The 26240-nt window shown below is 31.8% G+C and carries 28 protein-coding genes; 12 read left to right on the forward strand and 16 right to left on the reverse strand.

All coding sequences use genetic code 11. The features are described 5' to 3' along the window. Positions 1-12 precede the first annotated feature (12 nt). Together tsaE and porX are read right to left on the reverse strand one after the other, a co-directional pair. Positions 13-432: a tRNA (adenosine(37)-N6)-threonylcarbamoyltransferase complex ATPase subunit type 1 TsaE gene (gene tsaE / locus MPR_RS07685; protein ID WP_041891065.1), complete on the reverse strand. Its 420-nt coding sequence runs from the start codon at positions 430-432 to the stop codon at positions 13-15. A 2-nt stretch (positions 433-434) separates the two neighbouring features. Then, the gene (porX, locus tag MPR_RS07690) at positions 435-1991 is read right to left on the reverse strand and encodes a T9SS response regulator signal transducer PorX (RefSeq protein WP_041891068.1); all 1557 of its coding nucleotides are present in this window, start codon (positions 1989-1991) and stop codon (positions 435-437) included. 145 nt (positions 1992-2136) lie between these two features. Between porX and MPR_RS07695 the strand changes: the two genes are divergently transcribed. The 4 genes from MPR_RS07695 to MPR_RS07710 all read left to right on the forward strand — a co-directional run bounded on the left by MPR_RS07695 (position 2137) and on the right by MPR_RS07710 (position 6111). Next, positions 2137-3129 carry a glycosyltransferase family 2 protein gene (locus MPR_RS07695; RefSeq protein ID WP_041891071.1) on the forward strand — a complete coding sequence of 331 codons (993 nt, stop codon included), beginning with the start codon at positions 2137-2139 and terminating at the stop codon, positions 3127-3129. Between the two features lie 11 nt (positions 3130-3140). Then, positions 3141-3728 (forward strand): dephospho-CoA kinase, encoded by a 588-nt coding sequence (gene coaE / locus MPR_RS07700; protein ID WP_041891075.1) that lies wholly within the window; start codon positions 3141-3143, stop codon positions 3726-3728. A 144-nt stretch (positions 3729-3872) separates the two neighbouring features. After that, on the forward strand, positions 3873-5381 hold the full coding sequence (locus tag MPR_RS07705) for a sensor histidine kinase (RefSeq protein WP_082027823.1): 1509 nt from the start codon (positions 3873-3875) through the stop codon (positions 5379-5381). Positions 5382-5388: 7 nt separating this feature from the next. Continuing rightward, on the forward strand, positions 5389-6111 hold the full coding sequence (locus MPR_RS07710; RefSeq protein ID WP_006259047.1) for a response regulator transcription factor: 723 nt from the start codon (positions 5389-5391) through the stop codon (positions 6109-6111). Between the two features lie 57 nt (positions 6112-6168). Here the strand turns inward: MPR_RS07710 and MPR_RS07715 are convergent, their stop codons facing one another. The 12 genes from MPR_RS07715 to MPR_RS07770 all read right to left on the reverse strand — a co-directional run bounded on the left by MPR_RS07715 (position 6169) and on the right by MPR_RS07770 (position 17798). Continuing rightward, on the reverse strand, positions 6169-7110 hold the full coding sequence (locus MPR_RS07715) for a LysR family transcriptional regulator (protein WP_041891080.1): 942 nt from the start codon (positions 7108-7110) through the stop codon (positions 6169-6171). Positions 7111-7161: 51 nt separating this feature from the next. Further along, complete coding sequence (locus tag MPR_RS07720; protein ID WP_041891082.1) at positions 7162-7764, reverse strand: DUF8845 family protein; 603 nt, start codon at positions 7762-7764, stop codon at positions 7162-7164. Positions 7765-7776: 12 nt separating this feature from the next. After that, positions 7777-8271: an RNA polymerase sigma factor gene (locus tag MPR_RS07725; protein WP_041891086.1), complete on the reverse strand. Its 495-nt coding sequence runs from the start codon at positions 8269-8271 to the stop codon at positions 7777-7779. A 107-nt stretch (positions 8272-8378) separates the two neighbouring features. After that, positions 8379-9494, reverse strand: coding sequence for a TlpA disulfide reductase family protein (locus MPR_RS07730; protein ID WP_041891089.1), 1116 nt, complete (start codon positions 9492-9494; stop codon positions 8379-8381). A gap of 136 nt (positions 9495-9630) precedes the next feature. Then, a complete protein-coding gene (locus MPR_RS07735) occupies positions 9631-10761 on the reverse strand; it encodes a redoxin domain-containing protein (protein ID WP_041891093.1) in 1131 nt (376 codons plus the stop codon). A gap of 99 nt (positions 10762-10860) precedes the next feature. Continuing rightward, positions 10861-11247: a DUF423 domain-containing protein gene (locus tag MPR_RS07740; protein ID WP_041891097.1), complete on the reverse strand. Its 387-nt coding sequence runs from the start codon at positions 11245-11247 to the stop codon at positions 10861-10863. Positions 11248-11255: 8 nt separating this feature from the next. Further along, a complete protein-coding gene (locus tag MPR_RS07745) occupies positions 11256-12200 on the reverse strand; it encodes a transglutaminase domain-containing protein (RefSeq protein ID WP_041891100.1) in 945 nt (314 codons plus the stop codon). A gap of 23 nt (positions 12201-12223) precedes the next feature. Then, entirely contained in the window at positions 12224-13069 is an 846-nt protein-coding gene (locus MPR_RS07750; protein ID WP_041891103.1) for a substrate-binding domain-containing protein, read from the reverse strand. Positions 13070-13187: 118 nt separating this feature from the next. Next, positions 13188-14693 carry a succinyl-CoA:acetate CoA-transferase ScpC gene (gene scpC / locus MPR_RS07755; protein ID WP_041891106.1) on the reverse strand — a complete coding sequence of 502 codons (1506 nt, stop codon included), beginning with the start codon at positions 14691-14693 and terminating at the stop codon, positions 13188-13190. Positions 14694-15382: 689 nt separating this feature from the next. After that, positions 15383-16255: a nucleoside phosphorylase gene (locus tag MPR_RS07760; protein WP_016649505.1), complete on the reverse strand. Its 873-nt coding sequence runs from the start codon at positions 16253-16255 to the stop codon at positions 15383-15385. A 16-nt stretch (positions 16256-16271) separates the two neighbouring features. Beyond that, positions 16272-16619, reverse strand: a complete 348-nt coding sequence (locus MPR_RS07765) for a translation initiation factor (protein WP_006259036.1) — start codon at positions 16617-16619, stop codon at positions 16272-16274. Between the two features lie 231 nt (positions 16620-16850). Next, on the reverse strand, positions 16851-17798 hold the full coding sequence (locus tag MPR_RS07770; protein ID WP_006261068.1) for an isopenicillin N synthase family dioxygenase: 948 nt from the start codon (positions 17796-17798) through the stop codon (positions 16851-16853). 246 nt (positions 17799-18044) lie between these two features. Between MPR_RS07770 and MPR_RS07775 the strand changes: the two genes are divergently transcribed. From MPR_RS07775 to MPR_RS07785, 3 genes are all read left to right on the forward strand, one after another. After that, positions 18045-18281: a hypothetical protein gene (locus MPR_RS07775; RefSeq protein ID WP_006259033.1), complete on the forward strand. Its 237-nt coding sequence runs from the start codon at positions 18045-18047 to the stop codon at positions 18279-18281. A gap of 40 nt (positions 18282-18321) precedes the next feature. After that, complete coding sequence (gene ybaK, locus MPR_RS07780) at positions 18322-18810, forward strand: Cys-tRNA(Pro) deacylase (protein ID WP_041891111.1); 489 nt, start codon at positions 18322-18324, stop codon at positions 18808-18810. Between the two features lie 269 nt (positions 18811-19079). Then, the gene (locus MPR_RS07785; protein WP_006259031.1) at positions 19080-19865 is read left to right on the forward strand and encodes a hypothetical protein; all 786 of its coding nucleotides are present in this window, start codon (positions 19080-19082) and stop codon (positions 19863-19865) included. 45 nt (positions 19866-19910) lie between these two features. On the opposite strand, the gene MPR_RS07790 is transcribed toward MPR_RS07785, so the two are convergent. Then, positions 19911-20891 (reverse strand): PhoH family protein, encoded by a 981-nt coding sequence (locus MPR_RS07790; RefSeq protein ID WP_041891115.1) that lies wholly within the window; start codon positions 20889-20891, stop codon positions 19911-19913. 96 nt (positions 20892-20987) lie between these two features. On the opposite strand from MPR_RS07790, the gene MPR_RS07795 reads away from it, so the two are divergent. The 5 genes from MPR_RS07795 (at position 20988) to dnaN (ending at position 25741) form a co-directional block, all read left to right on the forward strand. Continuing rightward, entirely contained in the window at positions 20988-21824 is an 837-nt protein-coding gene (locus MPR_RS07795; RefSeq protein WP_041891118.1) for an SAM hydrolase/SAM-dependent halogenase family protein, read from the forward strand. Positions 21825-21834: 10 nt separating this feature from the next. After that, a complete protein-coding gene (locus MPR_RS07800) occupies positions 21835-22131 on the forward strand; it encodes a putative quinol monooxygenase (RefSeq protein ID WP_006259028.1) in 297 nt (98 codons plus the stop codon). 8 nt (positions 22132-22139) lie between these two features. Continuing rightward, positions 22140-22856, forward strand: a complete 717-nt coding sequence (locus MPR_RS07805) for an ABC transporter permease subunit (protein WP_041891123.1) — start codon at positions 22140-22142, stop codon at positions 22854-22856. Beyond that, positions 22856-24541, forward strand: coding sequence for a gliding motility-associated ABC transporter substrate-binding protein GldG (gldG, locus tag MPR_RS07810; protein WP_041891128.1), 1686 nt, complete (start codon positions 22856-22858; stop codon positions 24539-24541). Before MPR_RS07805 ends, gldG begins: the two co-directional genes overlap by 1 nt. Before the next feature lie 81 nt (positions 24542-24622). Beyond that, positions 24623-25741: a DNA polymerase III subunit beta gene (gene dnaN, locus MPR_RS07815; protein WP_041891132.1), complete on the forward strand. Its 1119-nt coding sequence runs from the start codon at positions 24623-24625 to the stop codon at positions 25739-25741. A 133-nt stretch (positions 25742-25874) separates the two neighbouring features. On the opposite strand, the gene MPR_RS18275 is transcribed toward dnaN, so the two are convergent. After that, a complete protein-coding gene (locus tag MPR_RS18275; protein ID WP_074761191.1) occupies positions 25875-26096 on the reverse strand; it encodes a hypothetical protein in 222 nt (73 codons plus the stop codon). Between the last annotated feature and the right edge of the window lie 144 nt (positions 26097-26240).

A 26240-nucleotide genomic window follows, 5' to 3' on the forward strand; every position in this document is an offset into this window, starting at 1 on the left:
TTGTATTTGTTATTAATTGTTATTCAAAATCACTTTTCTATCTCCATTTTCTAAAATAGAGATTTCTATAGTAGCGTGTTCCTCAGGGATAATGTGAGGTGTCTTTTCAGGCCATTCGATAAAACACCAATGGTTAGAGTCTAAATATTCATCCATTCCCATATCATAAGCTTCTTCTTCACTATTTAACCTATAAAGGTCAAAGTGATATACTCTGTCTTTAGATAAGGTAGAATGATATTCATTCACAATAGAAAAAGTAGGACTACTAGTCATATCTTCTACACCTAACTGCTTGCTTATTTCTTTAATAAGTGTGGTTTTTCCTGCCCCCATTTGTGCATCAAATAATACGATGCGATGTTTTAACTTATTTAATATTTCCTTAGCTGCCTCTTGGATTTGATTTAAGGAAAAAACTATCTCAGTCATTTTTACACTTTTGGATTTAATACTATAAATGGAACGATCATCTCTTCTAAAGAAATACCCCCGTGTTGGTAAGTGTTTCTAAAGTAAGCTGCATAATAATTGAAATTATTTTGATATGCTAAGAAGAAATCATTTTTTGCAAAAATAAAGGAACTACTTACATTTATGTTCGGTAATTGTACTTTTTTTGGATCTTTAACATGATAGACATCTTTAGCTTCGAATGTCAAGCTTTTACCTGTTTTATATCTTAGGTTTAAACTTGTGTTTTTATCACCGATTACCTTCGATGGGTTTTTACAATTGATTGTACCGTGATCAGTTGTTATTATTAGTTTATATCCTAGTGTCTGAGCTTGTTGAATAATTTCAAATAAAGGAGAGTTTCTAAACCAACTTACAGTAAGTGAGCGGTATGCTTTATCATTTGAAGCTAGTTCTTTAATTACTTCCATCTCAGTTTTAGCATGTGATAACATATCTACAAAGTTATATACTATTGTAATTAGCTTGTTATCTTTAAGAGCTTTGAAATTATCAGCTAGTTTTCTACCTTCTTTTAGATTTGTGATTTTGTGGTATTCATTCTTGATGTTTAGTCGAAGTCTTTGTAATTGATGTTGTAAGAATTCATTTTCAAATAAATTTTTACCTCCTTCATCCGTATCATTCTTCCAATATTGTGGTAGTTGTTCAGACATCTCTAATGGTGTCAGCCCAGAGAATATAGCATTTCTAGCATACTGTGTTGCTGTTGGTAAAATAGAGAAGAAACTGTTCTCACTTTCTACTTTATAATGGTTAGTAACTATTGCCTCGAATGCTCTCCATTGATCATATCTTAAGTTGTCAATAACAATAAAAAGTAATTTTGAATCCTCTTTCTTTAATTCTGGAGCAACCCATTTTCTAAAGATTTGATGAGAAAAAACAGGACTATCTTCAGGATCATTAATCCAGCTTTCGTAATTTTTTTCAACAAATTTCCCAAATAAACTATTTGCCTCCGTTTTCTGAGAGTCTAGTATATTGAAAAGGTTTTGATCTTCGATGTTTTCTAACTTCTGTTCCCAATAAAGTAATTTTCTATAGATAGAGATCCAGTCTTCATAATCTCTAGCTTGCATTAAATCCATAGAAATATTTCTAAATTCCTTCTGGTAGCTAAGCGAAGACTTTTCAGAGATTAGACGAGAGTCATCAAGGTTCTTCTTAAGAGAAAGTAAAATTTGATTAGGATTAACAGGTTTGATTAAGTAATCCGATATTTTGGCACCAATAGCTTCTTCCATGATATACTCTTCTTCACTTTTGGTAATCATGATAATCGGAGTATTGTTTTTAATAGTCTTGATTTCATTTAAAGTTTCAAGACCAGAAAGTCCTGGCATATTTTCGTCTAAGAATACGATGTCATATTGGTTCTCTTTAAATAAATCTATAGCATCTTGTCCATTAGTACAAGTGGTTACGATATAGTCTTTTTTTTCTAAAAATAAGATGTGAGGTTTTAATAATTCCACTTCATCATCGACCCATAATATGTGAATTTTGTTCATTGTAGTTGTTTTAGGTTGTTTTATATTTATTGTAATTTATATAAAAAGAGATTTTATATTAAAATAGTACTGATAAATATAGGAATGAATTTCCGTATTACAATAGTTAACGATATTTTTGTGATTGTATTATAAAAAAATATAAATGTATTTTTCGTTTATTATTCCTGTTTACAATCGACCAGAAGAGGTCGATGAATTATTAGATAGTTTGACAAAGCAAACTTATAAGGACGCATTTGAAGTTGTTATTATAGAGGATGGATCTAAAGAGGATTCACGTGAAGTAGTTAGTAAATATGAAGATAGCCTAGATGTGTCTTATTACTATAAAGCTAATTCAGGGCCAGGGTCTTCACGTAATTATGGAATGGAACGAGCAAAGGGGGAGTACTTTATCGTATTGGATTCAGACTGTATTATTCCTCCTAATTACCTGACTATAGTAGATCAGTATCTTAGAGAAGAATATGTAGACTGTTTTGGAGGACCAGATGCGGCTCTTGATAGCTTTAGTGATGTACAAAAGGCAATAAACTTCTCTATGACTTCAGTTTTGACTACTGGAGGTATTAGAGGTGCTAGTGAGCGCATTGGTAAGTTTCAGCCGAGAAGTTTTAATATGGGTATTTCAAAAAGGGCTTTTTTAGCAAGTGGAGGTTATGGTAAAGTACATCCAGGGGAAGATCCTGATTTAACAATCAGACTTTGGAATTTAGGATTCGATACTCAGTTATTCAGCAAGGCTTATGTGTATCACAAAAGAAGAATAGATTGGCAGAAGTTTTATATTCAGGTCAATAAGTTTGGAAAGGCACGTCCGATATTAAATCAGCGTTATCCAGAAACTGCCAAAATAACATATTGGTTTCCTAGTTTATTTATGGCAGGCTTATTGTTAAGTTTATTAATGACATATTATACATTTGGTTTTATTTTATGTTATATAATTTATTTTATATTAGTTTTTATTAGTTGTTTTATAAAAGAGAAAAGTTTTAAGATAAGTTTATTATCAATTGTCGCAATTTTTATACAATTTTACGGTTATGGTAAGGGCTTCTTAAAAGCTAATTATATTTTGTTTATAAAAAAGCAAAAAGCAGAGCATGGTTTACCAGAGATGTTTTTTAAATAATAAAGAATAATATGGCATTAATAGTTGGGTTAACAGGTGGTATAGGTAGCGGAAAGACAACTGTGGCTAAGATGTTTGAAGAAGAGGGGATACCTATTTATATTGCAGATGATAGAGCAAAGCAGATTATGGATCGTGCTGATGTGGTAGAAGCTGTGCAAGGTATCTTTAAAGAAAACGTGAAGACTGGAGATGTACTAGATCGAAAGAAAATAAGAGAAATCGTGTTCCATGATAAGGAACTTTTAAATAAATTAAACAGTATTGTGCATCCTGAAGTTCGGAAGGATTTTGAGCAATGGAAAGAAGAAAATGACGCTTTTCCATTCGTTATTAAGGAAAGTGCTGTGCTGTTTGAGAATAATTTGCATAAAGAATGTGATTTAGTTATTTTAGTAACTGCCCCCGAAGAAGTGCGTGTAAAGCGAGTGATGGAGAGGGATGGGGTGTCTTCTGATAATGTCAAAAGCATTATAAATAACCAAATGAAAGATTTTGACAAAATACCCCTTAGTAATTATGTTATTACTAATATTAATAAAGATTTGGTAAAAAAAGAGGTGAAAATGATAATTAATGATATAATAATCAAAATTTAAACAATTACCATCGTTAATTTTATGTTAATCGCCGTGTAGAGTATTTTTTTTAATGTTAATTTTGAAAAAATAATGAGTAAGGTCAAATTTCGACTTTTAGTAGGGATAATGAGTTTTTCTCTTATAGGAATAATCATTGTTCAAATGTATTGGATTGTTAGCTCTTATAGAAATAATGAAGAGCAGTTTAAGTATCACGTACAGCAAGTATTAGGAAATGTAGGTAGTGGATTACAACAGAATGAAGCTACGGAGTTCTATAGAATGTATAATCAGCTTAAAGATAGTATAGGTACGCCACCTAAACAAAGTGAGTTGAAACAATATTACATAGTAGAACGAAATCCTACTACTAATGAGCAAATAGTATACTCTAATATCTTAGTCCTAGAGGATTATAATATAAAGAGTTCGTTCTTTGATAAGAAAGCAGATAGTTTGAAAGTCAAAAATTTCGTTTCTAAACGAAAAACTGAGATTTATAAAGGAGATGATTTAGATAGAAGTAATCTTAAACAGAATTATCCAGACGAGGTTATAGAGCAATCAGGTAATCTAGATGTCTTAGATAAAGCACAGTTCGATATCTATTTTAAAGATATAGTTGCTCTAAGAAGTATAGATGAAAGGATATCTAAAGCTAAGTTGAGAGAATTGTTAGAAAAAGAACTTAAACAATATGGTGTTAATGCTAAGTTTGAGTTTGGGATTTATAACAAAGGTTTGTCAACTAAGATTAAGTCTGAGGATTTTATTTACGAAGAAGGCTCTACTTATGGAGTGCCTATCTTTACTGATAATGAAAATAGAAGTAAGTATCAATTATATGTTACATTCCCTGAAAAGAGTAAGTATTTATTCTCTTCGTTAATAGGAATAACGTTACTGTCTATTCTGTTTACTATGGTGATTATAGCAGCTTATTTGAATGCGATTAACCAACTTATTAAACAAAAACAGATATCAGAAATTAAGACGGATTTTATCAATAATATGACCCATGAATTTAAAACACCTATAGCTACTATTAATTTAGCTCTAGATGCTATAAAAAATCCAAAGGTTATAAATGATCCTGAAAAAGTCGATCGTTATTTAAAAATGATTAGAGACGAAAATAAGAGAATGCATGCACAAGTAGAAAATGTGTTGCAAATCTCTAAATTAGAAAGACGTGAGTTTAATGTAGATAAAGAAGCCATGGATGTCCATGAGGTAATTGAAAATGCAGTAGATCATGTAGGACTAATTATACAAGATAGAGGAGGAGATATAAATCTACACTTAGATGCTCGTAGAAGTGATGTATTAGGAAACGATTTTCACTTTACTAGTGTAATAGTAAATATTTTAGATAATGCTATTAAATATTCTAAGGAAGTCCCTATTATAGATGTGTATACGGAGAATGTAAAGGATTTTATTCTTATCAAGATCCAAGATCACGGTGTAGGAATGAGTAAGCAAGCGCAAAAAAGAATTTTTGACAAGTTTTACAGAGAACACACAGGAGATTTACACAATGTAAAAGGACATGGATTAGGCCTAGCCTATGTACAACAGATAGTAGAAGTACATAATTCTCAAGTTTATGTTGAGAGTGAAAAAGGCAAAGGAAGTACCTTTATTATAAAAATGCCATTAATAAATTAAATATAACATGGAAACAACAAACAACAAAAAGATTTTATTAGTAGAAGATGATCCGAACTTCGGTGCAATCTTAAAAGATTATTTAGCCATTAACGACTTCGAAGTTACTTTAGCTAAGAATGGAATGGAAGGATTCGAAAAATTCAAAAGAGATACTTTCGATTTATGTATCCTTGATGTTATGATGCCTTATAAAGATGGATTTACTCTAGCCAAGGAGATCCGTGATAAAAATAAAGAGGTGCCTATCATTTTCCTTACAGCTAAGTCAATGAAAGAGGACGTATTAAAAGGTTATAAAGTAGGAGCAGATGACTACTTAAATAAGCCATTCGATTCAGAAGTATTATTAATGAAAATTAAAGCGATTATTCATAGAAAATCGTCTGAAGTTAAAACAGATAATACAAAATTTGAATTCCAAATTGGTAAGTTCCATTTAAATTCTAAGTTGAGATTCTTAACTTTTGAAAATGATGAGCCAATTAAATTATCTCCAAAAGAGAATGAATTGTTGAAAATGTTAGCAATTTATGAAAATGATTTAATGCCTCGTGAAGTTGCATTAACTAAGATTTGGAGAGATGACAACTATTTCACATCTCGTAGTATGGACGTATACATCGCTAAATTAAGAAAGTATCTTAAATTAGATGAAACAGTAGAAATCTTAAACATTCACGGAGAAGGATTTAGACTTGTAGTGAAAGAAAAAGAAGAAAATAATTAATTAAGCCACAAAAAAGGGAAGCACTTGCTTCCCTTTTTTATTTTATATAAGTTAAAATTATTGATTCTTTTTCGGACTAATAATTTTAACGTCTTGAAATGCTATTGCTCCTCTTATAATACTTAAAATAACCTCATATAAAGCATTAATAATTTGAAGCTTTAATTCGTTGTCTGTGTATATTAAACTAATCTCTCTAGCAGGCTTTGGATCAGCAAACTGTATTAAGTTATTCTTGTCATCTTGATTTAAAGAAAGTGTATGTAGGTATGGTAATAGTGTGTAACCTAGGCCCTCTTTAGATAGATTTATTAAAGTTTCAAAACTTCCGCTTTGTAATTTAAAGTTTTTGCTTTCTGCAGTAGTTTTGCTGTTACAGATATTGATTATACCATCTCTGAAACAATGTCCATCTTGTAGTAAAAGTAACTTTCTTAGATCTAGGTCTCCTTGATGAAGTTCAGCTCCCATTTCTTGTCTGAAATTTGCAGGAACATATCCTACAAATGGTTCATAGAACAAGACTCTTTCTTTTATGTCAGACTCTTCTAATGGGGTGGCAACTATAGCTGCATCCAGATATCCATTGCGAAGTTTCTGAATAATTTCTTCAGTTGTATATTCTTCTATTATTAGATTAACCTTATTGTACTTATTTAGAAAAGTCTTTAGAAACATAGGAAGTAGAGTAGGAGCTATAGTAGGTATCATTCCTAGTTTAAACTCTCCTCCAATAAATCCTTTTTCTAAATCAATAAGATCTTTAATTCGATCTGATTCATTGACAATTTTCTTTGCCTGTTGAATAATAACTTGACCGATAGCCGTAGGTTGAATAGGTTTTGTGCTTCGGTCAAATATTTGTACCTCGAGTTCTTCCTCTAACTTTTGGATTTGCATACTTAATGTAGGCTGTGTAACAAAAGTTTTTTCTGCAGCAAGTGTGAAGTTTTTATGTTCTGCTACTGCTAATACATATATTAATTGTGTTATCGTCATTCTTTAAAACCAATATTTTGTCTAAGTTATGCAAAATAATGGAAAATGTTTTTATTCATAATCTATTTTCTCTAGCTCTGTATAGTTTTTCATTAATCGTTTGATTAATAAACCATAGATTAGACGGTAGTATAACCACAGTAATCCTAAGAATATACCACATATAATAATCACAATCACGGCGCTAATTAAAGCCGTAGGTAAGGTTAGTTTATCATCATGTGTCAGAATATCAATCAATATAATAATGAAAGCTATAAAGAAGATAATTAGGTTTGTGTAAATATAATAGTTAACTGTTTTTTTTGTTTTCAGAATAGACTCCATTAATAGTTTAGTGGAATCAGCCACAGATATTTTTTTATAGTTTAAGTAGAAGATAGTAATGAATATTACTGATATTCCTAATGATAACCAATCTAGGTTATTAATCATAAAAGTATAAAAAGGACCAATATCATTTCCGCTTAAGTCTGATCCGAATAAATAACTAAAACCGTTTAGTACAATAAATTCAACTATACTGATGATAAATATCCACATGACGATAGAAGATGACTTCTTATGTATCATCTTTTGTATCTCTTGTGTAGAGATCTTAGGAAATTTTTGGTCGCTATTCCAGTGTTTTTTTAATAAATCTAACTCCTTCATATTCTATTGCCTCTAGGGATTTAATATCTTTTTAAGTTTACTTTTTATTCTATTCATTTTTACCCTAGCATTGACTTCACTAATACCTAATGTCTCTGCTATTTCTTCATAGTTTTTGTCTTCTAAATACATAAAAACTAAAGCCTTCTCAATATCATTTAATTGTTGAAGTGCTTTATACATTAGTTTTAGCTGTTCTTCTTCCTGATAATTGTATTCAGAATATTCGAATTTGCAAAATGTACTATCGTAGGGTATTGTGCTTACTTCTCTATTTTTCTTTCTATATAGAGATATAGCAGTGTTTAGAGCTACTCTATAAGCCCATGTAGAGAACTTAGAGTCTCCTCTAAACTTAGGGTAAGCATGCCATAGTTGAATAGAAATTTCTTGGAACAAGTCTTTATGAGCTGCTTCATCGACTGTATATAGTCGACAGACTTTGTGGATAAGGTTTTGATTCTTATCCAAAAGAGCAACGAATTCTTGTTCCAAATGTTTGTTCATGTCTATAAGTAGTCTAATGTTATGATTTGTTACAATATTTTTAAAAAATATATTTTTAGTTATAGAGTAATCAGTTTAGGATAATTAGTAGAACATGAGCGCAGATATTATTTTCCTAAATATTTAGTAAGTAATTGGTCAAAGTCTACTTCTAAGTGGTTAATATCTATTACAGTTCCATTCTTGTCTAAAACAAATACTGTTGGAATATTTTTAACTCCATATTGTAGTTGAATTTCATAAAGATTATAGATGTGAAGCCAATTAAGTCCTTCTTTTCGTATACTATCTATCCATTCTTCTTTATTGTCATCTAAGGCAATACTAAAGATATTCAACCCTTTATCGTGATACTTTTCGTAAATGGACTTTATTGTAGGTAGTGTTTCGTGACATGCAGGACACCATGGAGCCCAGAAGTGAACAATGGTTACTGTGCCAAGATTAGCGAATAGTGAAATCTCGTCTCCATTAGGATCTTTACCTGAGAAGTCTAATGCTTTGTCTCCTACTTTTACTGTGGTATTAGTAGCAGAATTGTCTAATAGGTTTTTAATAGCTATACCTATATTAGATTGTTTTATATTATCTGCTAATTGGTTATAATATAATCTAGCCTCATTAGTATCTATATTTTTATTGTCTATTCGTTGAAATAAAATAACAGATGATGTGAATGAATTGCTATGTTGAGTTAGTTGATTTGTGATAATGTCATTAATGTCTTTTACATAGACTTTAAATTCTTTTGATAGTCTTTCTAGTACCTCTCTGTCATTATCTTTTATAGCTTGTGTTAAGATATCTTGATTCGTATCTCTATATGCATTAGCTTCTTTCTGTACTCTTTTTATATTATTGTGAAAAGCATTTAATTCATTATTGTTTTTTGTACCAATAGCAGAGGTACTTAGATCATCATTAAAATCATATTGAAAATTAATAACTCCATTTTCTAAAACTACTAATTCAGTAACGTTTTCAGATAGTTCTAATAATGCATAAGTAGGGTAGGTAGTATTCCCTTTAAATTCAAAAGTATTATTCGTTAAACGAACAGAATCTATAGCATTAAAATTATTAGTCTCAGGATCTAGAACTTTTAAATAAATCATTTCTCCCTCAGGAATATTTTTTGTTGTTCCCTTTATTAGAAAACCTTTATCTTTTATAGTGAAACTCATTAATAGAAAGGCTATAATTACTAAAGGTAGTGTTCTCATTGGATGTGTTTTTAATATAATTTGAAAGGATTAAATATAATAAAATATTACTGATTATAACGGTGATATTAGAGTATTAAAAAAGGGCTATAGAAACTTCTATAACCCTTTTATATTCTATATCTTAAGTAGATATTTATTTGTTTAAGATTTCTTGAACTTTAGCTCTAAGCTTTTTACCTCTTAAGTTTTTAGCGATTACAACACCATTTTCATCAAGAAGATAAGTTGCTGGAATAGCACGTACTTCATAAGTTTGAGCGATAGGCTCTTCCCAGAACTTTAAGTTAGAGATTTGATTCCAAGTTAATTTATCTTTAGCAATTGCTTCGATCCATTTTGCTTTATCCTTATCTAAAGAAACACCAATGATGTTTAATCCTTTAGGGTGGTATTCTTCATATAGAGCTACTACATTAGGATTCTCTGTTCTACAAGGACCACACCATGATGCCCAGAAATCAATAATAGTTAGTTTACCTAAGCTTTCTTTTAAAGAAATTTCTTTTCCTTCTGGAGATGGAGCACTGAAATCAGGAGCTTTGTCTCCAATTTTTACTTTAGCATCAGGAATAGCGTCTAATGCTGTTTTAAAAGCTTTTGCTACAGTAGTGTTCTTTAAAGTCTCATCGAATTTATTGAATTTTTCAACTAATTCTTCTTTGATATACTGTCCTGTACCAACTGTTTTTGATAAATAAACTAAAGTAGTGAATGAGTTAGTATTAGTATCAATATAATCTTCTACATACTCATCATACTTTTCTGCTAATGCCATATAACCATTGATAATAGCATCTTTTTTAGCTTGATCTTGAGCTTCATTAGCTTGCTTAAAAGCCTCTTGGTTATCACCTTGATATTGGAATAATGCTTTTTCTAATTCATCTACCTTTTTAGAGAATGCAGTATACTCATCATTGTTTTTAGTACCTGTTACGCTACTGTTTTCTGCTTTTTCATTATCGTATTGAACAACGATTTTACCATTTTCTAAAACGAAAGGTAACTTTCCTGGTTCTTTACCAAATGAAAAGAAGTTTTGGTCTAGACTCTCAGCAGCTCCTTTGAAGGTAAATGCATTGTCTTTAATTTCAGTAGAGTCAATAGCTACTGTAGTTCCTGTTGCTATATCAATTTTCTCAATATATACTTTAGTACCATTTGTTAGCCCTTTAGTTTCACCATTGATTGTATAACCAGTAGCTTCTTTGTTACATGAAGCTAATACAGCTACAGCTCCAAGTACAGTTAAAATTTTTTTCATCGATTTTGTGTTTTAGTATTAGAAATACAAGTTATAATTACACTATGTAAACAAATATACTTAAAAAACTACATTAACCTAAAATTAGCTTAAAAAAGTCTATAAAAGTTTTATAAATTGAATTAGCAGCATTATCCAGCCAATTACTAAGCACACACCTCCTAGAGGAGTTATTGGGCCAAGTATCTTGATTTTTTTCTTAAATGTAGCGCTTAAAGTCAATCCATAAATACTAAAAGAGAACAAGAATACACCTATGATGATGATATTAACTGCTCTAGTTATGTGGATATGTGCTGGCATTAATCCTAATACTAGTAGTAGGATAGCATGATACATTTGATATTTTACGCCGACTTCAAAGCTCTCTAAGCGCTCGGCAGTCATATGTTTTTTTAGAGCGTGTGCTCCGAAGGCTCCAAATATAATAGCTAATGCGCCATATATTGAACCTGCTATGAGGGGAGTTGTATTAACTAATTCCATATATTTATTTAATTAAAAGTGAGTTGTCCTAATATTTCTTCTGACATAAACGGTCCACCAGGGTATCTAGCGGTGTAATCCATGTTTAACCATATTTGACCGCGTTCATCTATGTGATAATGTATCTCTTTACCTTTACTTTCTTCTTTAAAAAGAACTTCTTTAATAAGGTAGATTACCTGTTCTAGATCTCCTTTATTAGGGATTAATAGTTCAGGATACATATGTTCTTTAGTGTGTATCAGTCTTGGGGTTGCGCCTATAGCTCTGAGTAGTCCTGCCATTAATACAGAATAGTCATCGCAGTCTCCTGAGAAATGCTGCAATGATTCTGATGCTGTGGCGATATATTCTCTTCCCTTAGGGTCATTTACATAATTCCATTTAGTTCGTACTTCTTTAAAAATAGCTAAAGATTGTACTATCTGTCTATAATGTTGAGTATTTGGAATATTGCTAAAGTGTTTACGGGTAGTTGCTAAAGCATAATTCCTTACGATAGGTTTATCATATTCTATTGCAGGGATTATTTTACTCTTATTAGGAAAGGGCAGTAGCTTAGAAATGATAAGATCTTGTGGTTTAGGATCTTCTGCCATCGCATAAATCATAACTTTATAGTCCTCAAAGACAGCATTATAACCATAACCTCCAAAGAAAGAATTGACAATAAGAACAATCAAATAAATGATAATCAGCATATTTAATACTAATTTCATCTTTTGAAGTAAGAACTGTAGTATACCTATTATAGACAGAAATAGAATGATACGATCTAGTTGATATGGCCAGTTCGGGTCATCTATATTTTGATGAATAATAATAAAGATAGGGATGGTGATCAGTACATTAAGTATAAGTATAATGATATTGTCCCAAGGTTTTGGGACTCTTAAGTACTTAAGCCAACTTTTTTCAGAAACTTTATCTGGTAATTCTGTATTATTACTCATCTTACTCTAAGATCAAAACTATATTATAAAACGGTTTCGCTGTATTTAATAGTATTAGTGATTATATTTAAATCCACTAATTGTTCTTGTGTTTTATTAAAGTGTTTTTCTGACAATTGTCTTTGAGACCATTTAGTCATACCTAACCATTCTTTAATATCGTCTATATTGATATTATACTTACTAGATAACGTACGGTCAATAGAAGGGATCATTTTGAACTCTTCTGTAGTCGCATTAATACAATCTAGTAAATTGTTTATAAGCCCTTTATTTTTATTTAAGAACTCATTATTTGCAACTATTACAAATGAAGGCCAAGGAGTAGGGCAGTCACCTAATCTTCTAAAGATTCCTTGATCTACTATTGGTTTAGTCATAAAGTGTTCCCACATAAAATAATCTGCTTCACCTTTAGTTAAAGCTTCTACTGCATTGTCTAATGTATTGACAACAACAAAATCAAGAGAAGCCGTGTCCCAGTTCATCTTTTGAGCATGAACAATAGCCATTAGATGTGATCCAGAACCATATCTGCTGATGGCGATACGTTTACCTTGTAGTTCTTCTATACGTTGATAAGGAGAGTTGTGTGCTACATGTATTCCCCATTGTAGAGGAGATGCTACATACTCTTGTATGATAGTTGCTGGATTACCTTCAGATATGTCTTTGATAATTCCTTCTGTAAGTATAACAGCTAAATCAGTTTCTTTATCTCTTAGCATTTGGCACATTTTTCCAGTGCCTTCTGGTACATCTGTCCATTTTAAATTAATACCAAGTTCTTCGAACTCACCATTTTCTATACATAATTGCCAAGGGAGGTTGAAGTGCTCAGGCACTCCGATAATATTTACATTTGCCATTTTAAATCGTACTACATTTTTATGCTAAGATAGTAAAATAGGGCATTTTTTAGATAATATTTTAAGAGTAAAACAAAAAAAAACTCTACTAAAAAGAGAGTAGAGTTTTTATTTATTATTAAGGTTTCATTGAGACTTTTTCTTGGAAGCGAATATGGAATTTGAAAGCTTCTTCTAAGACATGTGGAGTGTGTCCTCCTCTTTCTTTTGCTCTTTCAAAGTAATCTCTTAATTCTGCTTTGTATTCTGGATGTACACAGTTCTCGATGATAACTTCTGCGCGCTCTCTAGGTGATAGACCTCTTAAGTCTGCTAGACCTTGGTCTGTAACTAGAATGTCTACATCATGCTCAGTATGGTCTACGTGAGATACCATAGGAAGTACGTGAGAAATATTGTTTTCTTTAGACGCTGCTTGTGTAACGAAAATACTTAAATAAGCATTTCTAGCGAAGTCTCCAGATCCACCGATACCATTCATCATTTTACTACCTCCGATATGAGTAGAGTTAACGTTACCGTAGATGTCAAATTCGATAGCAGTATTAATAGCGATAATACCTAATCTACGAATAACTTCAGGAGCATTACTAATGTTCTGTGGACGTAGTACTAGTTTATCTTTATATTGTCCAAAGTTATTAATGATTTTTCCATAGCACTCTTCAGTTACAGTAATAGAAGATCCTGATGCAAAAGTCATTTTTCCAGAGTCAATTAAATCAAAAGTACTGTCTTGTAATACTTCAGAATACATTGTTAAGTCGTGGAATGGACCATCGATAAAACCTGTTAATACAGCGTTAGCTACTTTTCCGATTCCTGCTTGTAATGGTAAAAGAGAGTGAGTTAGTTTACCTTTTCTTACTTCTTCTTCGAAGAATTTAAGTAAGTGACCAGAGATCGCAGAGGTTTTAACATCTGGTTCTGGTAATTGAGCTGGAGTGTCTTCTATACTAGAGTAAACAACTGCAATAACGTCATCTGGGTTTAGACGAATAAAGTTTTCTCCTATTCTATCTTTTACTGTGTGAATAGGGATGATCTCTCTACGTGGTTGTTTGATAGGCACACTATTATCATGTACACCTTCTATTTCTAAAGGAATAGCTGTATTTACTTCAATAATGATTTTTCTAGCTACACTAGCGAAGTAAGCAGAGTTACCAATAGATGTGGTAGGAATGATAAATCCTTCTTCGTTAATATAAGTAGCCTCAATGATAGCGATATCTACTTGAGGAATATGTTTCTCTTGAAGTTGTTCGATCGTTTCACTTAAGTGTTGATCGATATATTTTACTTGTCCGCTGTTTATAGACTTTCTTAATACTGAATCTGCTTGGAAAGGCATTCTTCGGATTAAGGCATTGTTGGTTGCTAAATCAGCGTCAGTAGTTTGTCCTAATGAGGCACCAGTTATTAAGGTAATTGCAACATTTTCTTTTGCTGCGCGTAATGCAAATGCAGGTAATACAGATTTACTATCTCCAGCTTTAGTGAAGCCACTAGCTCCTACTACAGCTTGGTCATGTATTAAGAGAGCAGCATCTTCTGCTGACACAATACGCTCTCTATACGGTGCGTATTTTATCCTCTCTAGTTTCGAGTCTTCTTTCGTCATTTCAAATAAAAATTTTAAGCACCTTAAATTAAGTGCATTTATTTGTAAGAGTCAAATAAAATAAACGTATATATTAATTATATTGATTTATATAAGTTATTTATTAAAAAAATACGATAATGTTTAAAAAATTAAGATATAAAAACGATACTGTTAGGTGAGGTTGTTTTTGTTAATTTTTTGATATTATTTTATAAGTGCTAAACTTGGTAATAAGGCTTTTTATAGTTTGATTTATTGAATTAATGTCGAAAACGATAGTTAAAGTAGATTTTTTAGTAGTAATACTTCTTTAGTTTTTGTGATTTATTGATTTTGTATTTTGAATTAGGAGAAGTTCTTTAGAAGAGTTTTTTTGAAGTATTGAGATTTGTTTTTCTAGAAGAAGGAACAAGTATAATAAATAGTAAATATAATAAAGAGAGGAATAGTTGTACGGCGATTGCAGATCGTGACGCATTTTGTTTTGAATGAGTCCGTACTGAGTCCGATATGAGTCCGTAGTGAGTCCGTTATTTTGGGTAAAATAACGGTGTCATAACACAGGGGTATTATACTTAAAGTTAAATCAACTGCAATATGATCGCTTTTAGTGTGCTACTTTAGTAGTATAAGAGGTAGTGAATAGTGGGGAGTAGATATAAAAAAAGCTACCTCATAGAGGTAGCTTTTTAGAAAAAGTAATCTTATTATATTGCGCTAAGTTTGTCTAATGTATATACAATTAGTTTGTCAACAGCTGCATAAGGATCTTCAGAGAATGTTCCGTTAGCCCTATTTGCAATAATTGTATTAAGAGATACTGCATGGTGTCCTAATAAGTTACATAAACCATAGATAGCAGAAGTTTCCATCTCGAAGTTTGTAATACGGTATTCACCGAATTTAAAGTTATCGATTTTGTGGTTTAGTTCTGGATCTTGGATTTGTAGACGAAGTACACGTCCTTGTGGACCGTAGAATCCACCTGCTGTACCTGTAATTCCTTTGAATGTTAAGTCGCTTTCTAATTTAGCTTCTAACTCTGCACTGTTTTTAATGAAGTATGGGCGTCCTTTTTTAAGATCCCAATTTGTATGTTCAATAAAAGCATCTTCTAAAGCAACATCTGTAACTCCGTCAATAAGGTAAGAACGCATTAAGTTATCAAGTCCTAATCCATACTGAGATAGTACAAAGCTATTCACAGGAATATCTGCTTGTAAAGAACCAGATGTACCTATTCTTACAATATTTACAGAAGTAAGATCTTTTTTAATTTCTCTAGTTTCTAAATCAATATTAAATAGAGCGTCGATTTCATTAACAGCAATATCAATATTGTCAGGTCCGATACCTGTAGAGATTACAGTTAGACGTTTTCCTTTATACGTACCTGTAGTTGTTTTAAACTCTCTTTTTTGTGTTGAGAATTCAATAGCATCGAAGTGCTTAGTGATTCTGTCTACACGGTTTTGGTCACCTACGAATATGATGTCTTTAGCAACATGTTCAGGTCTTAAGTTTAGATGGTATACACTACCATCAGGGTTTAGAATTAATTCAGATGATTTAATCTTCATAATATTAAATTTTTAATTAGCCGCCTACACGTTTTACTTTGTAGCCTTCTTTTATTAAATAATCCATTATTTTATCGCGAAAATTACCTTGTATAATTATTTCGCCATCTTTTGTACTTCCGCCAACACCACATAGTGTTTTTAGTTTTTTAGCTAAATCTTTAAGGTCGTCTTCATTTCCTTCAAAACCTTTGATAAGGGTAGCTACTTTACCACCTCTATTTTTTTTGTCTATATGTGCTTCTAATCTTTGAAGATTAGGGGCGAGAGTTTCTGTGGATTCTTCTTGTTCGAATTCAAAATCCTTATTAGTAGAAAAAACAAAGCCTCCTAAGGCATCTAAGCTATTTAACTTTTTACTCATTTAGTTATGTAATATGGTGCTTATAAAAATGATTAATCTAAAAGCGTATTCTAGTCTTTCTACAGGAGAATGATTAGAATGCTATGTATATAAGTAAAGATACGAAATATGTTAAAATCAATCAATATAAATGGGGTAAAAAAAATGACCTTTTACGAAGTATATCGCATGAAATAAAAAAGAGGGAGTAATGGGCTCCCTCTTTTAAGAATATGTTTTTATTAGAATTAATTATTTAATTAAGCCTAATTCAACTAGTCTTTGGTGTAAGAACTCTCCTGAAGTGATATCTTCATATAATTTAGGGTTGTTCTCATCGATACAATTCTCTAAACAGTTTAGTGGCATTGTGCTCACTGGGTGCATAAAGAATGGAATTGAGTATCTAGAAGTTCCCCATAATTCACGAGGAGGGTTAACAACTTGGTGGATAGTTGATTTTAATCTGTTGTTAGAGTGACGAGATAACATGTCACCAACATTGATTACTAATTCATCATCAGCTGCGATAGCATCGATCCACTGTCCATCGTGGTTTTGTACTTGTAGTCCTTTACCTTGAGCTCCCATTAACAGAGTGATTAAGTTAATGTCACCATGTGCAGCTGCTCTCACAGCATTTTTAGGTTCGTTCTGGATAGGAGGGTAGTGGATAGGACGTAAGATACTGTTTCCGTTTTTAACGAATTTGTCAAAGTAGAACTCATCTAAACCTAAGAATAAAGCAAGCGCACGCAATACGTATACACCTGTTTTTTCTAACATTTGGTAAGTTTCTTTTCCAACAGCGTTAAATTGAGGTAACTCTTTTACTTCTACGTTAGCAGGATAAGATGCTTCTAAAGCAGGATCATTTTCAACGTACTGTCCAAAATGCCAGAACTCTTTTAGATCACCTTCTGTTCTTCCTTTAGCATGCTCTTTACCAAAAGAAACATATCCTCTCTGACCACCAATACCTGGTACTTCATAAGAATTTTTAGTCTCTAATGGAAGATTAAAGAAATTACGAACTTCTTTATATAGATTATCAACTAATTGATCATCTAAAAAGTGTCCTTTTAATGCTACGAATCCAATTTCTTCGTAGGCTTGGCCGATTTCATTTACAAACTTTTGTTTACGTACCGGGTCATCCGATAGGAAATCACGTAAGTCAACACTAGGAATGTTTTGCATTTTCTAAGTTGTTATATATGCTTACTTGAGTTATTTGACACAAATGTATATTATTTTTCCACAAAATAGTGTTGATAACTACAATTTATGTTTTTTTTGGGTGTGAATTATTCTGAATATGTGATTGTGTATGTTGAGAATTTCGAAAGAATAGTATGTTTATAGGATTGTGATTTTTTTAATGAATGTAAAAAATTAATGAATTTTTTTATAAATTGCCGTAATAACCATTAAAATAAAAAAACTATGAAATTACCTATTGAATTAAAATCGAATGAATTTGTTGTATTAGTAGCGGTGGACATTGATCCTAAATATAAGGTGTCTAACGCTGATGAGTTTTATAATACATTACCGAAGAGCTTTAAGCCAATTTTTAAGAAAGTAGTAGGATCGAATATGAATATATATTGCGTATGCAATAATCAAGACGATTTTATGTTTTGTCTAAGACAAACAGGGTATAAAACGACTTTGTTGTAAAAAGTAGTAATTTTGCTCCTGATAAAATTAAGATAGCAGAATGAGTAAAAAGGTAGCAAAGACTAATGCTTTACGTATATTAGATAGTAAGAAGACAAGTTATGATATGTATGAGTATGATATTTCTGACGAACTAATAGATGGTAAATCTGTCTGTGAAAAGTTAGGAATATCTGAACTAGAGTCGTTAAAGACTTTGGTGGCTCATGGTAAGGGGAATGCGATATATGTTTTTGTGGTTTCTATTAATAGTGAGTTAGATTTAAAAAAGGCAGCTAATATCTGTGGAGAGAAAAAGATAGAAATGTTAGCTGTAAAGGATTTGTTAGGAATAACAGGATATATTAGAGGAGGATGTTCTCCTATAGGGATGAAGAAGCTATACCCTACATTTATAGATATAGAAGTAAAAGATTTAGAGACTATCTATGTGAGTGGTGGACGTAAAGGACTGAGCATTGGTATTAGTCCTGGTGATTTAGCGAATATTGTGAATGGTAAGTTCGGTGATATTGTTAAAAAAGAGTAATCCTAAAATGAAATGTGTGTAGAAATTGCGTGATTAGTACAAAACAAATGATTTAATCTGCATGTATTTATTAATGTTTTGTTATAATTATGACAATAGGTGTCAAATAGAAATGCAGTTTAATTATTGTTGTTGTATCTTTGCAAGGACAAATAAGATGAAAGTTTAAAGAATGTAGTCATTCAGAGTTAAATTAATACTAAAAGAGAGTGAATAATTCTTTTTAGAAGATAGTAGGATTTATCTTTGCATACTGTAAAATTGAAAATATGATATTGGCGTTAACTGTTTCGTTGTTTCCTTCTTGTGGGGTAGATCAATCTAAAGAAAAAAGCTTTAAAGAAGCTAGTAATAAACAAATTGACCTATTGAGCAAGAATGATTTAGATGGTACTTTTTTTAAAGCAGTAGCTCAAGATTTACCACAGGTTGTATCAATTGGGAAAAAAGGAATTGTTTATTCAAGTACAAAACCTAATCAGAAGATAATTTTTCCATTTGTAGAACCATTAGTGGATGGAGAATCTAGAATATATAAGTCTTATACGAAGCATGAGGAGATAGAGATCGTGATTTATGAAGATGAGACTGCAAAGGACTTTGCAGATGGTAGGTTTGATCACTCTGTAGCAGTGCGTTTAATTAAGAAACACGATGGTGTGGAAGATGATGTAATTGATTTTGCTTGTTTTGGACACTATTTATATACAGATAAATTATCTGGTAACTGGATTTTTCAGTCTTATGAAGATAAGAGAGTAGAAGAATTAGGTATTAATCAGATTCCTATGATTTGTATTGATATTAATACACGTAGTTTCTCTGGAAGTGGTGGGAATCACATGATTTATGGAGATGTTAGATGTGAAGGGGATTCAATCTTCTTTAAAGTAGTACTTTCTCCAGAATATGTGACTGAGATGTATCAGAAAGAGAAGGAGCTACTAGCAGTATTAGATAGTTGTGATCGCTTTGAGCTTAAAGATGATTACTTGTATCTATATGAAGAAGGAAAGCAAAAGCTTATGTTCTTAAGAGATACATACAATATGTAGAATAATTGTATTGAAATAAATAATAAAAAATGGAAGGTTAACTAATTAACCTTCCATTTTTTTTAGTTCTTCTATAGACATCTTATCAGGTCTTTCTTCAATAGTCTTATAAGCATCTACGATTTTCTTTACTAATCTGTGTCGTACGATATCTTTATCATCTAAATATAGCATTCCTATTCCGTCTACATCTCTTAGGATATAAAGAGCTTCTTTTAATCCAGAAGATACCTTTCTAGGTAAGTCTATCTGGCCAGGGTCTCCTGTGATTATAAACTTGGCATTTTTCCCCATACGTGTCAGAAACATCTTCATTTGAGAATGAGTCGTATTCTGTGCTTCATCTAGGATAACAAAGGCGTTGTCTAATGTACGCCCACGCATAAATGCTAATGGAGCGATCTGGATAACCCCTTTAAGGATGTAGTCATCTAATGTCTGTGGAGGAAGCATATCTCTTAGAGCATCATATAATGGTTGCATATATGGATCTAGTTTTTCTTTCATGTCTCCAGGAAGAAAACCAAGATTTTCTCCAGCTTCCACAGCAGGTCTAGTTAGGATGATTCTTTTTACCTCTTTGTTTTTTAGAGCTCTTACAGCTAATGCTACTCCTGTATATGTCTTACCAGTACCAGCAGGCCCTATGGCAAAAACCATGTCGTTCTTTTCAACGAACTTAACTAGTTTTTGTTGATTAGGGGTGATTGCTTTGATGAGTTTACCAGATACGCCATGTACAAGAATGTCATCTGTAGGAAGAGAAGGAGGAGCGCTATCTAAGACTAACCTTTCGATAATGTTTTCATCGATGCGATTATATCTGATAAAATATTTGACTAGTCGGTCAAAACTCTTCTCAAATTCATCTAAAATCTCTGGATCTCCATAAATCTTTAGGACTGATCCTCTAGTCACAATTTTAATCTTTGGATATAATTTTTTAAGTATATCTAAATGAGTGTCTTGTGGACCCCAAAAATCTTTAGGGCTAAAATCTGTTAATTCTATTATCCTTTCGTTCAATACCTGTAGAGTTAATTAAAAAAAATAATCTAATTTTGTATATTCAAATCTACTATAAAAAAATCATTTTTCTTAAAAATATATTGAAAAATAATAATGCAGAGAATAATTACACTAACAACAGATTTTGGATATCGGGACCACTATGTAGGAGCTTTGAAAGGGAAGATCTATTCGAATATCATTGGCTGTACTTTAGTTGATATCTCACACGAAATAAGTAAATATAATACCGAGGACGCTGGATTCGTTATCGGGGCAGCATATAACCAATTTCCCAAAGGTACTATTCACATTATAGCAGTTGATGCTTCTGTGACGGACTATACAAAGGCAATTTGTGTAGAATTTGATGGACATTATTTTATTACAGCAGATAATGGAATAGTTAGTATTATATTAGGAGAAGAGGATTTCGATAAAGCAATAGAGATTAATCATGATGGTATGATGAAATCAAACGATATATTTGTCTATTGTGCATATCAACTAAATGAAGGTCGTCAATTAGAAGAAATAGGAGTGATGTTAGAATCTATCTATAGTCCTAGTAGACTGGCTACAAATGTCGTTTTAAATAGAAATAAAATAACAGGTAAGGTAATCTATGAGGATTCTTATGGTAACCTTGTGACTAATATCCATAGAAGTGACTACGAAGTAGTCTCAGAGGGGAGAGAATTCGCTATTAGAGTTAAGAATTATAGAATCAATCGAATAAATGACTATTTTGCAGACTTCAAGCTTAATGATAGAGCTACCTTAAAAGAAAGGGCAGGCGAACTAGTTGCTATATTTAATGATATAGACTTATTGACGATTGCATTGTTCTATTCTAAACCTGATACACCAGGAGGAACTCCGCGAAAATTAATGAATCTTCAATTAAATGATACTATTGTCATTGAATTTGATTCTGAAACACAATATTAAAATAAAAAGTATGTTTATAAGAATTGTAAAGCTAACCTTGCTTGAAAATAAGGTACATGATTTTTTAGAGCATTTTGATACGATTAAGGATAAGGTAAGACATTATCCTGGTTGTCAATTCTTAGAAGTATATCGTGATAAGGATCAATCTAATATTTTCTTTACTTATAGTTATTGGGAAGATGAAAGTAATCTAGAAGCATATAAAAAATCAGAACTTTTCGGGGAGATATGGCCTTACACAAAGACTTTATTCAAAGAGAAAGCAGAGGCATGGAGTGTGGATAAAGTCGTTACTCTTAAATAGATATTTTTATGAAGGCAATTAGTCTTAGAGAAATTAGAGCTTTCTTTAGCTCATTGACAGGTTATCTTGTTATCGTCCTATTTTTAGTGATAAATGGAGCTCTACTATGGTTTATAGATGGAGAATATAATGTGTTACAAAGTGGTTTTGCAGATTTATCTCCATTCTTTTATTTAGCCCCTTGGGTATTGATATTTTTGATTCCCGCTGTTAGTATGAAGAGCTTTTCAGAAGAGATTAAAAATGGAACGATAGAGTTGCTGTTGACTAAGCCTTTGTCTGTGTGGCAGATCGTACTAGGGAAGTATCTAGGAGTGTTCGCACTGATATTTATGGCTATTGTGCCTACTGTAGTTTACGTTTTTGTACTGAATAATATTGTATTAGAAGGACAGGTAATTGATTATAGTAGTATAATAGGTTCATTTATAGGATTGTTATTTTTAGTGAGCTGTTATGTTTCGATGGGGGTATTAGCTTCTTCATTGACAGAGAGCCAGATCGTTGCCTTTATAGTAGGTGTTGTTTTGTGCTTGTTCTTTTCATTGGGAATCGATATGTTAGCAGGGCTATTTGGGGAGTGGTTTGAAAAAATAGGGATTCTATATCACTTTAGGAGTATTTCGAAAGGGGTGTTAGACACTAGAGATTTGATTTATTTCGGATCTATGACTGTTTTGTGTCTAGGGTTAACTGTCTTTAAAATTAAAACACTACGCAAATAATGAAAAAGTTTCAAAAAAGAGATGTAAAGCTGCTAGTTCGATTATTAGTTGTTTTAGTTATCATTAATGTTATCGGTGCTTTAACTTATACACGTTTTGACTTTACGCAAGACAAGAGATATACTTTGTCTAAAAGTACAGTTGGGATAGTAGATAATGTTCAAGAACTGTTAATCGTAGATGTATTTTTAAAAGGGAACTTTCCATTAGAGTTTAGAAGATTACAGAACGAGACAAAACAATTGCTAGAGGAAATACAATCTAGAAATGAAAATATCAAATTTAGATTTATTGATCCAAATGAAGAAGGAGCTAATAAGGCTGAAACCTTAGAGCAATTATATGAATATGGATTAAAGCCTGTAACCATTACAGTTACAGATAAAGGGGCTCAAAGTCAACAATTGGTTTTTCCTTGGGCATTAGTGAGTCAAGGGGAGAAAGTTGCTAGGGTACAATTGCTGAAGAATATGATGGGGGCGAATACAGAAGAAAAAGTGATTTCGTCTGTACAACATTTAGAATATGCGCTAGCTGAGGCTATCAGTAAAGTAACAACAGAGAAGAGTAAGAAAATAGCTATTCTTAAAGGAAATGGAGAGTTAGATGATGCTTATATAGCAGACTTTCTGATGACTTTGCGTGAGACTTATCACTTAGCACCATTCACATTAGAATCTGTCTCTAACGAGCCACAGAAGACTTTAGAACAGTTGAAAGATTTTGATTTAGCAATCATTGCTAAGCCAACTAAAGCTTTTTCTGAAGAGCAAGTGGGGGTGTTGGATCAGTTTGTAATGAATGGTGGTAAAACGATGTGGTTGTTAGATCAAGTTCAGGCAGATTTTGATAGTTTGCGATCTAATGGAACGATGTTGGCGTATAATAAAGATCAAAGTTTAGGAGAACTACTTTTTAAGTATGGTATACGTATTAATCCAGTATTAGTAAAAGATGAGATTAGTACAAAAATAAAACTGGCATCAGGCAGACAAGGGAGTGAAACAGTGTATACCGATTTCTTATGGAAATTTGCACCATTTGTTTATCCTGATATAGATCATCCTATTGTAAAAAATATAGAAGGAGTGAAGTATGACTTTGCTTCTCCAATAGATACTCTAAAAAATGGAGTTAAAAAAACGGTTTTGGCTAAATCATCTAAATACTCTAGTCTAGTGGGAGTACCAGGAGAAATAAACTTCAACGTTTTAAAAGAGGAGGTCACACCTGAGTTTTATGAAGGAAAAGGGAATTACATTCTAGGAGTTCTTTTAGAAGGAGAATTTCCTTCTGTTTTTAAGAATAGAGTCTTTCCTTTTGGGCTAGATAAGCCGATTTCTGAGAGTAGACAGACTCAAATGATTGTGATTTCTGATGGAGATATTATTAAAAATCAATTAGACGATAAAGGAATGCCTCTAGAGCTGGGGTATGATAAGTGGACTAATATGCTTTATGGTAACAAGGAGTTATTAGTTAATTCAGTAAATTATCTTTTAGATGATACGGGGCTTATTAATTTGAGAACCAAAGAGGTTAAGATTCCGATGCTAGATAAAGTTAGTGTAGAACGAGAATATACTTCTATTCAAATGAAAGTATTAGTGATACCTATAGTTCTAGTTGTGGTTTTCGGAACTATATTTATTCTTATAAGAAAACGCAAATTCAATAAAAAGTAACGTAATAATCCTTTTATTATTGGTAATAATCGGATATATTTGTAACTGTAAAAGTATTTTTACATATAAAACAATTATAGTATGAAGTTTATAGTATCGAGTTCCTACTTGTTAAAGCAATTACAAGTTCTAGGTAGTGTAATAAACAGTAGTAATACCTTACATATCTTAGATAACTTCTTATTTGAGTTAGATAATAATGTATTAAAGGTATCTGCTTCAGATTTAGAAACTACAATGTCTGCTACTTTAGAAATTGAATCTACAAGTCAAGGAAGTATAGCTGTTCCTGCAAAGTTATTGTTGGAGACATTAAAGACATTTCCTGAGCAGCCATTGACTTTTTCAGTTAAGGAAAACAATACAATTGAAATTAGTTCAGACGTAGGAAAATACGTTTTAGCATATGCACAAGGAGATGAGTTTCCTAAAGCAGAGTCATTAGAGGATCCTTCTAAAACAGAAGTTCCTGCAGGAGTTCTAGCAACAGCTATTAGCAAAACTATATTTGCTGCTGGGAATGATGACTTACGTCCTGTGATGTCAGGAGTATTCTTCCAATTCTCTCCTTCAGGATTAATCTTTGTGGCAACAGATGCACATAAATTAGTAAAATATTCTCGTACAGATATCGTTTCTTCAAATGAAGCTAGCTTTATTATGCCTAAGAAGCCACTTAATATTCTTAAGAGTATCTTGATGGCTTTAGGAGCAGATGTAGTTATAGAGTTTAATGAATCTAATGCACAATTCTCATTTGAGAATTATACTTTAACTTGTCGCTTGATTGATGGGAAATATCCAAATTATGAGGCAGTTATTCCTAAAGAGAACCCAAATAAGCTTTTAATCAATAGAACGCAGTTTTTGAGTTCTGTAAGACGTGTTTCTATTTATGCTAATAAAACAACACATCAAATAAGATTAAAAGTTGCTGGTACAGAATTAAACATATCTGCTGAAGATATTGACTATTCTAATAAAGCAGATGAGCGTCTTACTTGTGATTATCAAGGAGATGATATGCAAATCGGGTTTAACTCTAGATTCTTATTAGAGATGTTAAACAACTTACAGTCTGATGATATTTTATTGGAGATGTCATTACCTAATAGAGCTGGTATCTTAACACCTGTAGATGGGTTAGAAGATGGTGAAACAGTTACGATGTTAGTAATGCCTGTAATGCTTAATAGTTAAGAAATAAACTATATAATATATAAGCCTCTCTTCAATTAGAAGGGAGGTTTTTTTGTTTCTACTAGTCAAGGATATCTAAAGGTGTATTTGGGTAAATATCGATACGATAAGCCTTAAAATTCTTGATAGAGTACTAGGTTATTCGTTTAGTGATATGCTGTACTATACCCCAAATGAGGTAAGTGAATGTCAGTAATGTAATAATAGAAGAAATCGCAGTGATACCAAGTGCTATACCAAAGATATGATCTAGGTCAGTATGTATATATTGAATCAAGTAATCTATTGCTAGACTATTAAAGTAGATGGAAACAGATAAAGTGATTATCTGAATGATAAAAATAGGCGGTTTCATAATAATAGATGTTTGTCTAGAAGACCGCTAAGACTATACCAAGATTAAGTGAATGTTTCAATAGAAACATTATCATTTAATATACTTTGAATAGTATATTAAATAATCTGAATACAGTAAAAAGTATTTGTTGTTTTTGTTGTT

Origin of the sequence: Myroides profundi, from assembly GCF_000833025.1 — a bacterium.
GTDB classification, from domain to species: Bacteria; Bacteroidota; Bacteroidia; order Flavobacteriales; family Flavobacteriaceae; genus Flavobacterium; species Flavobacterium profundi_A.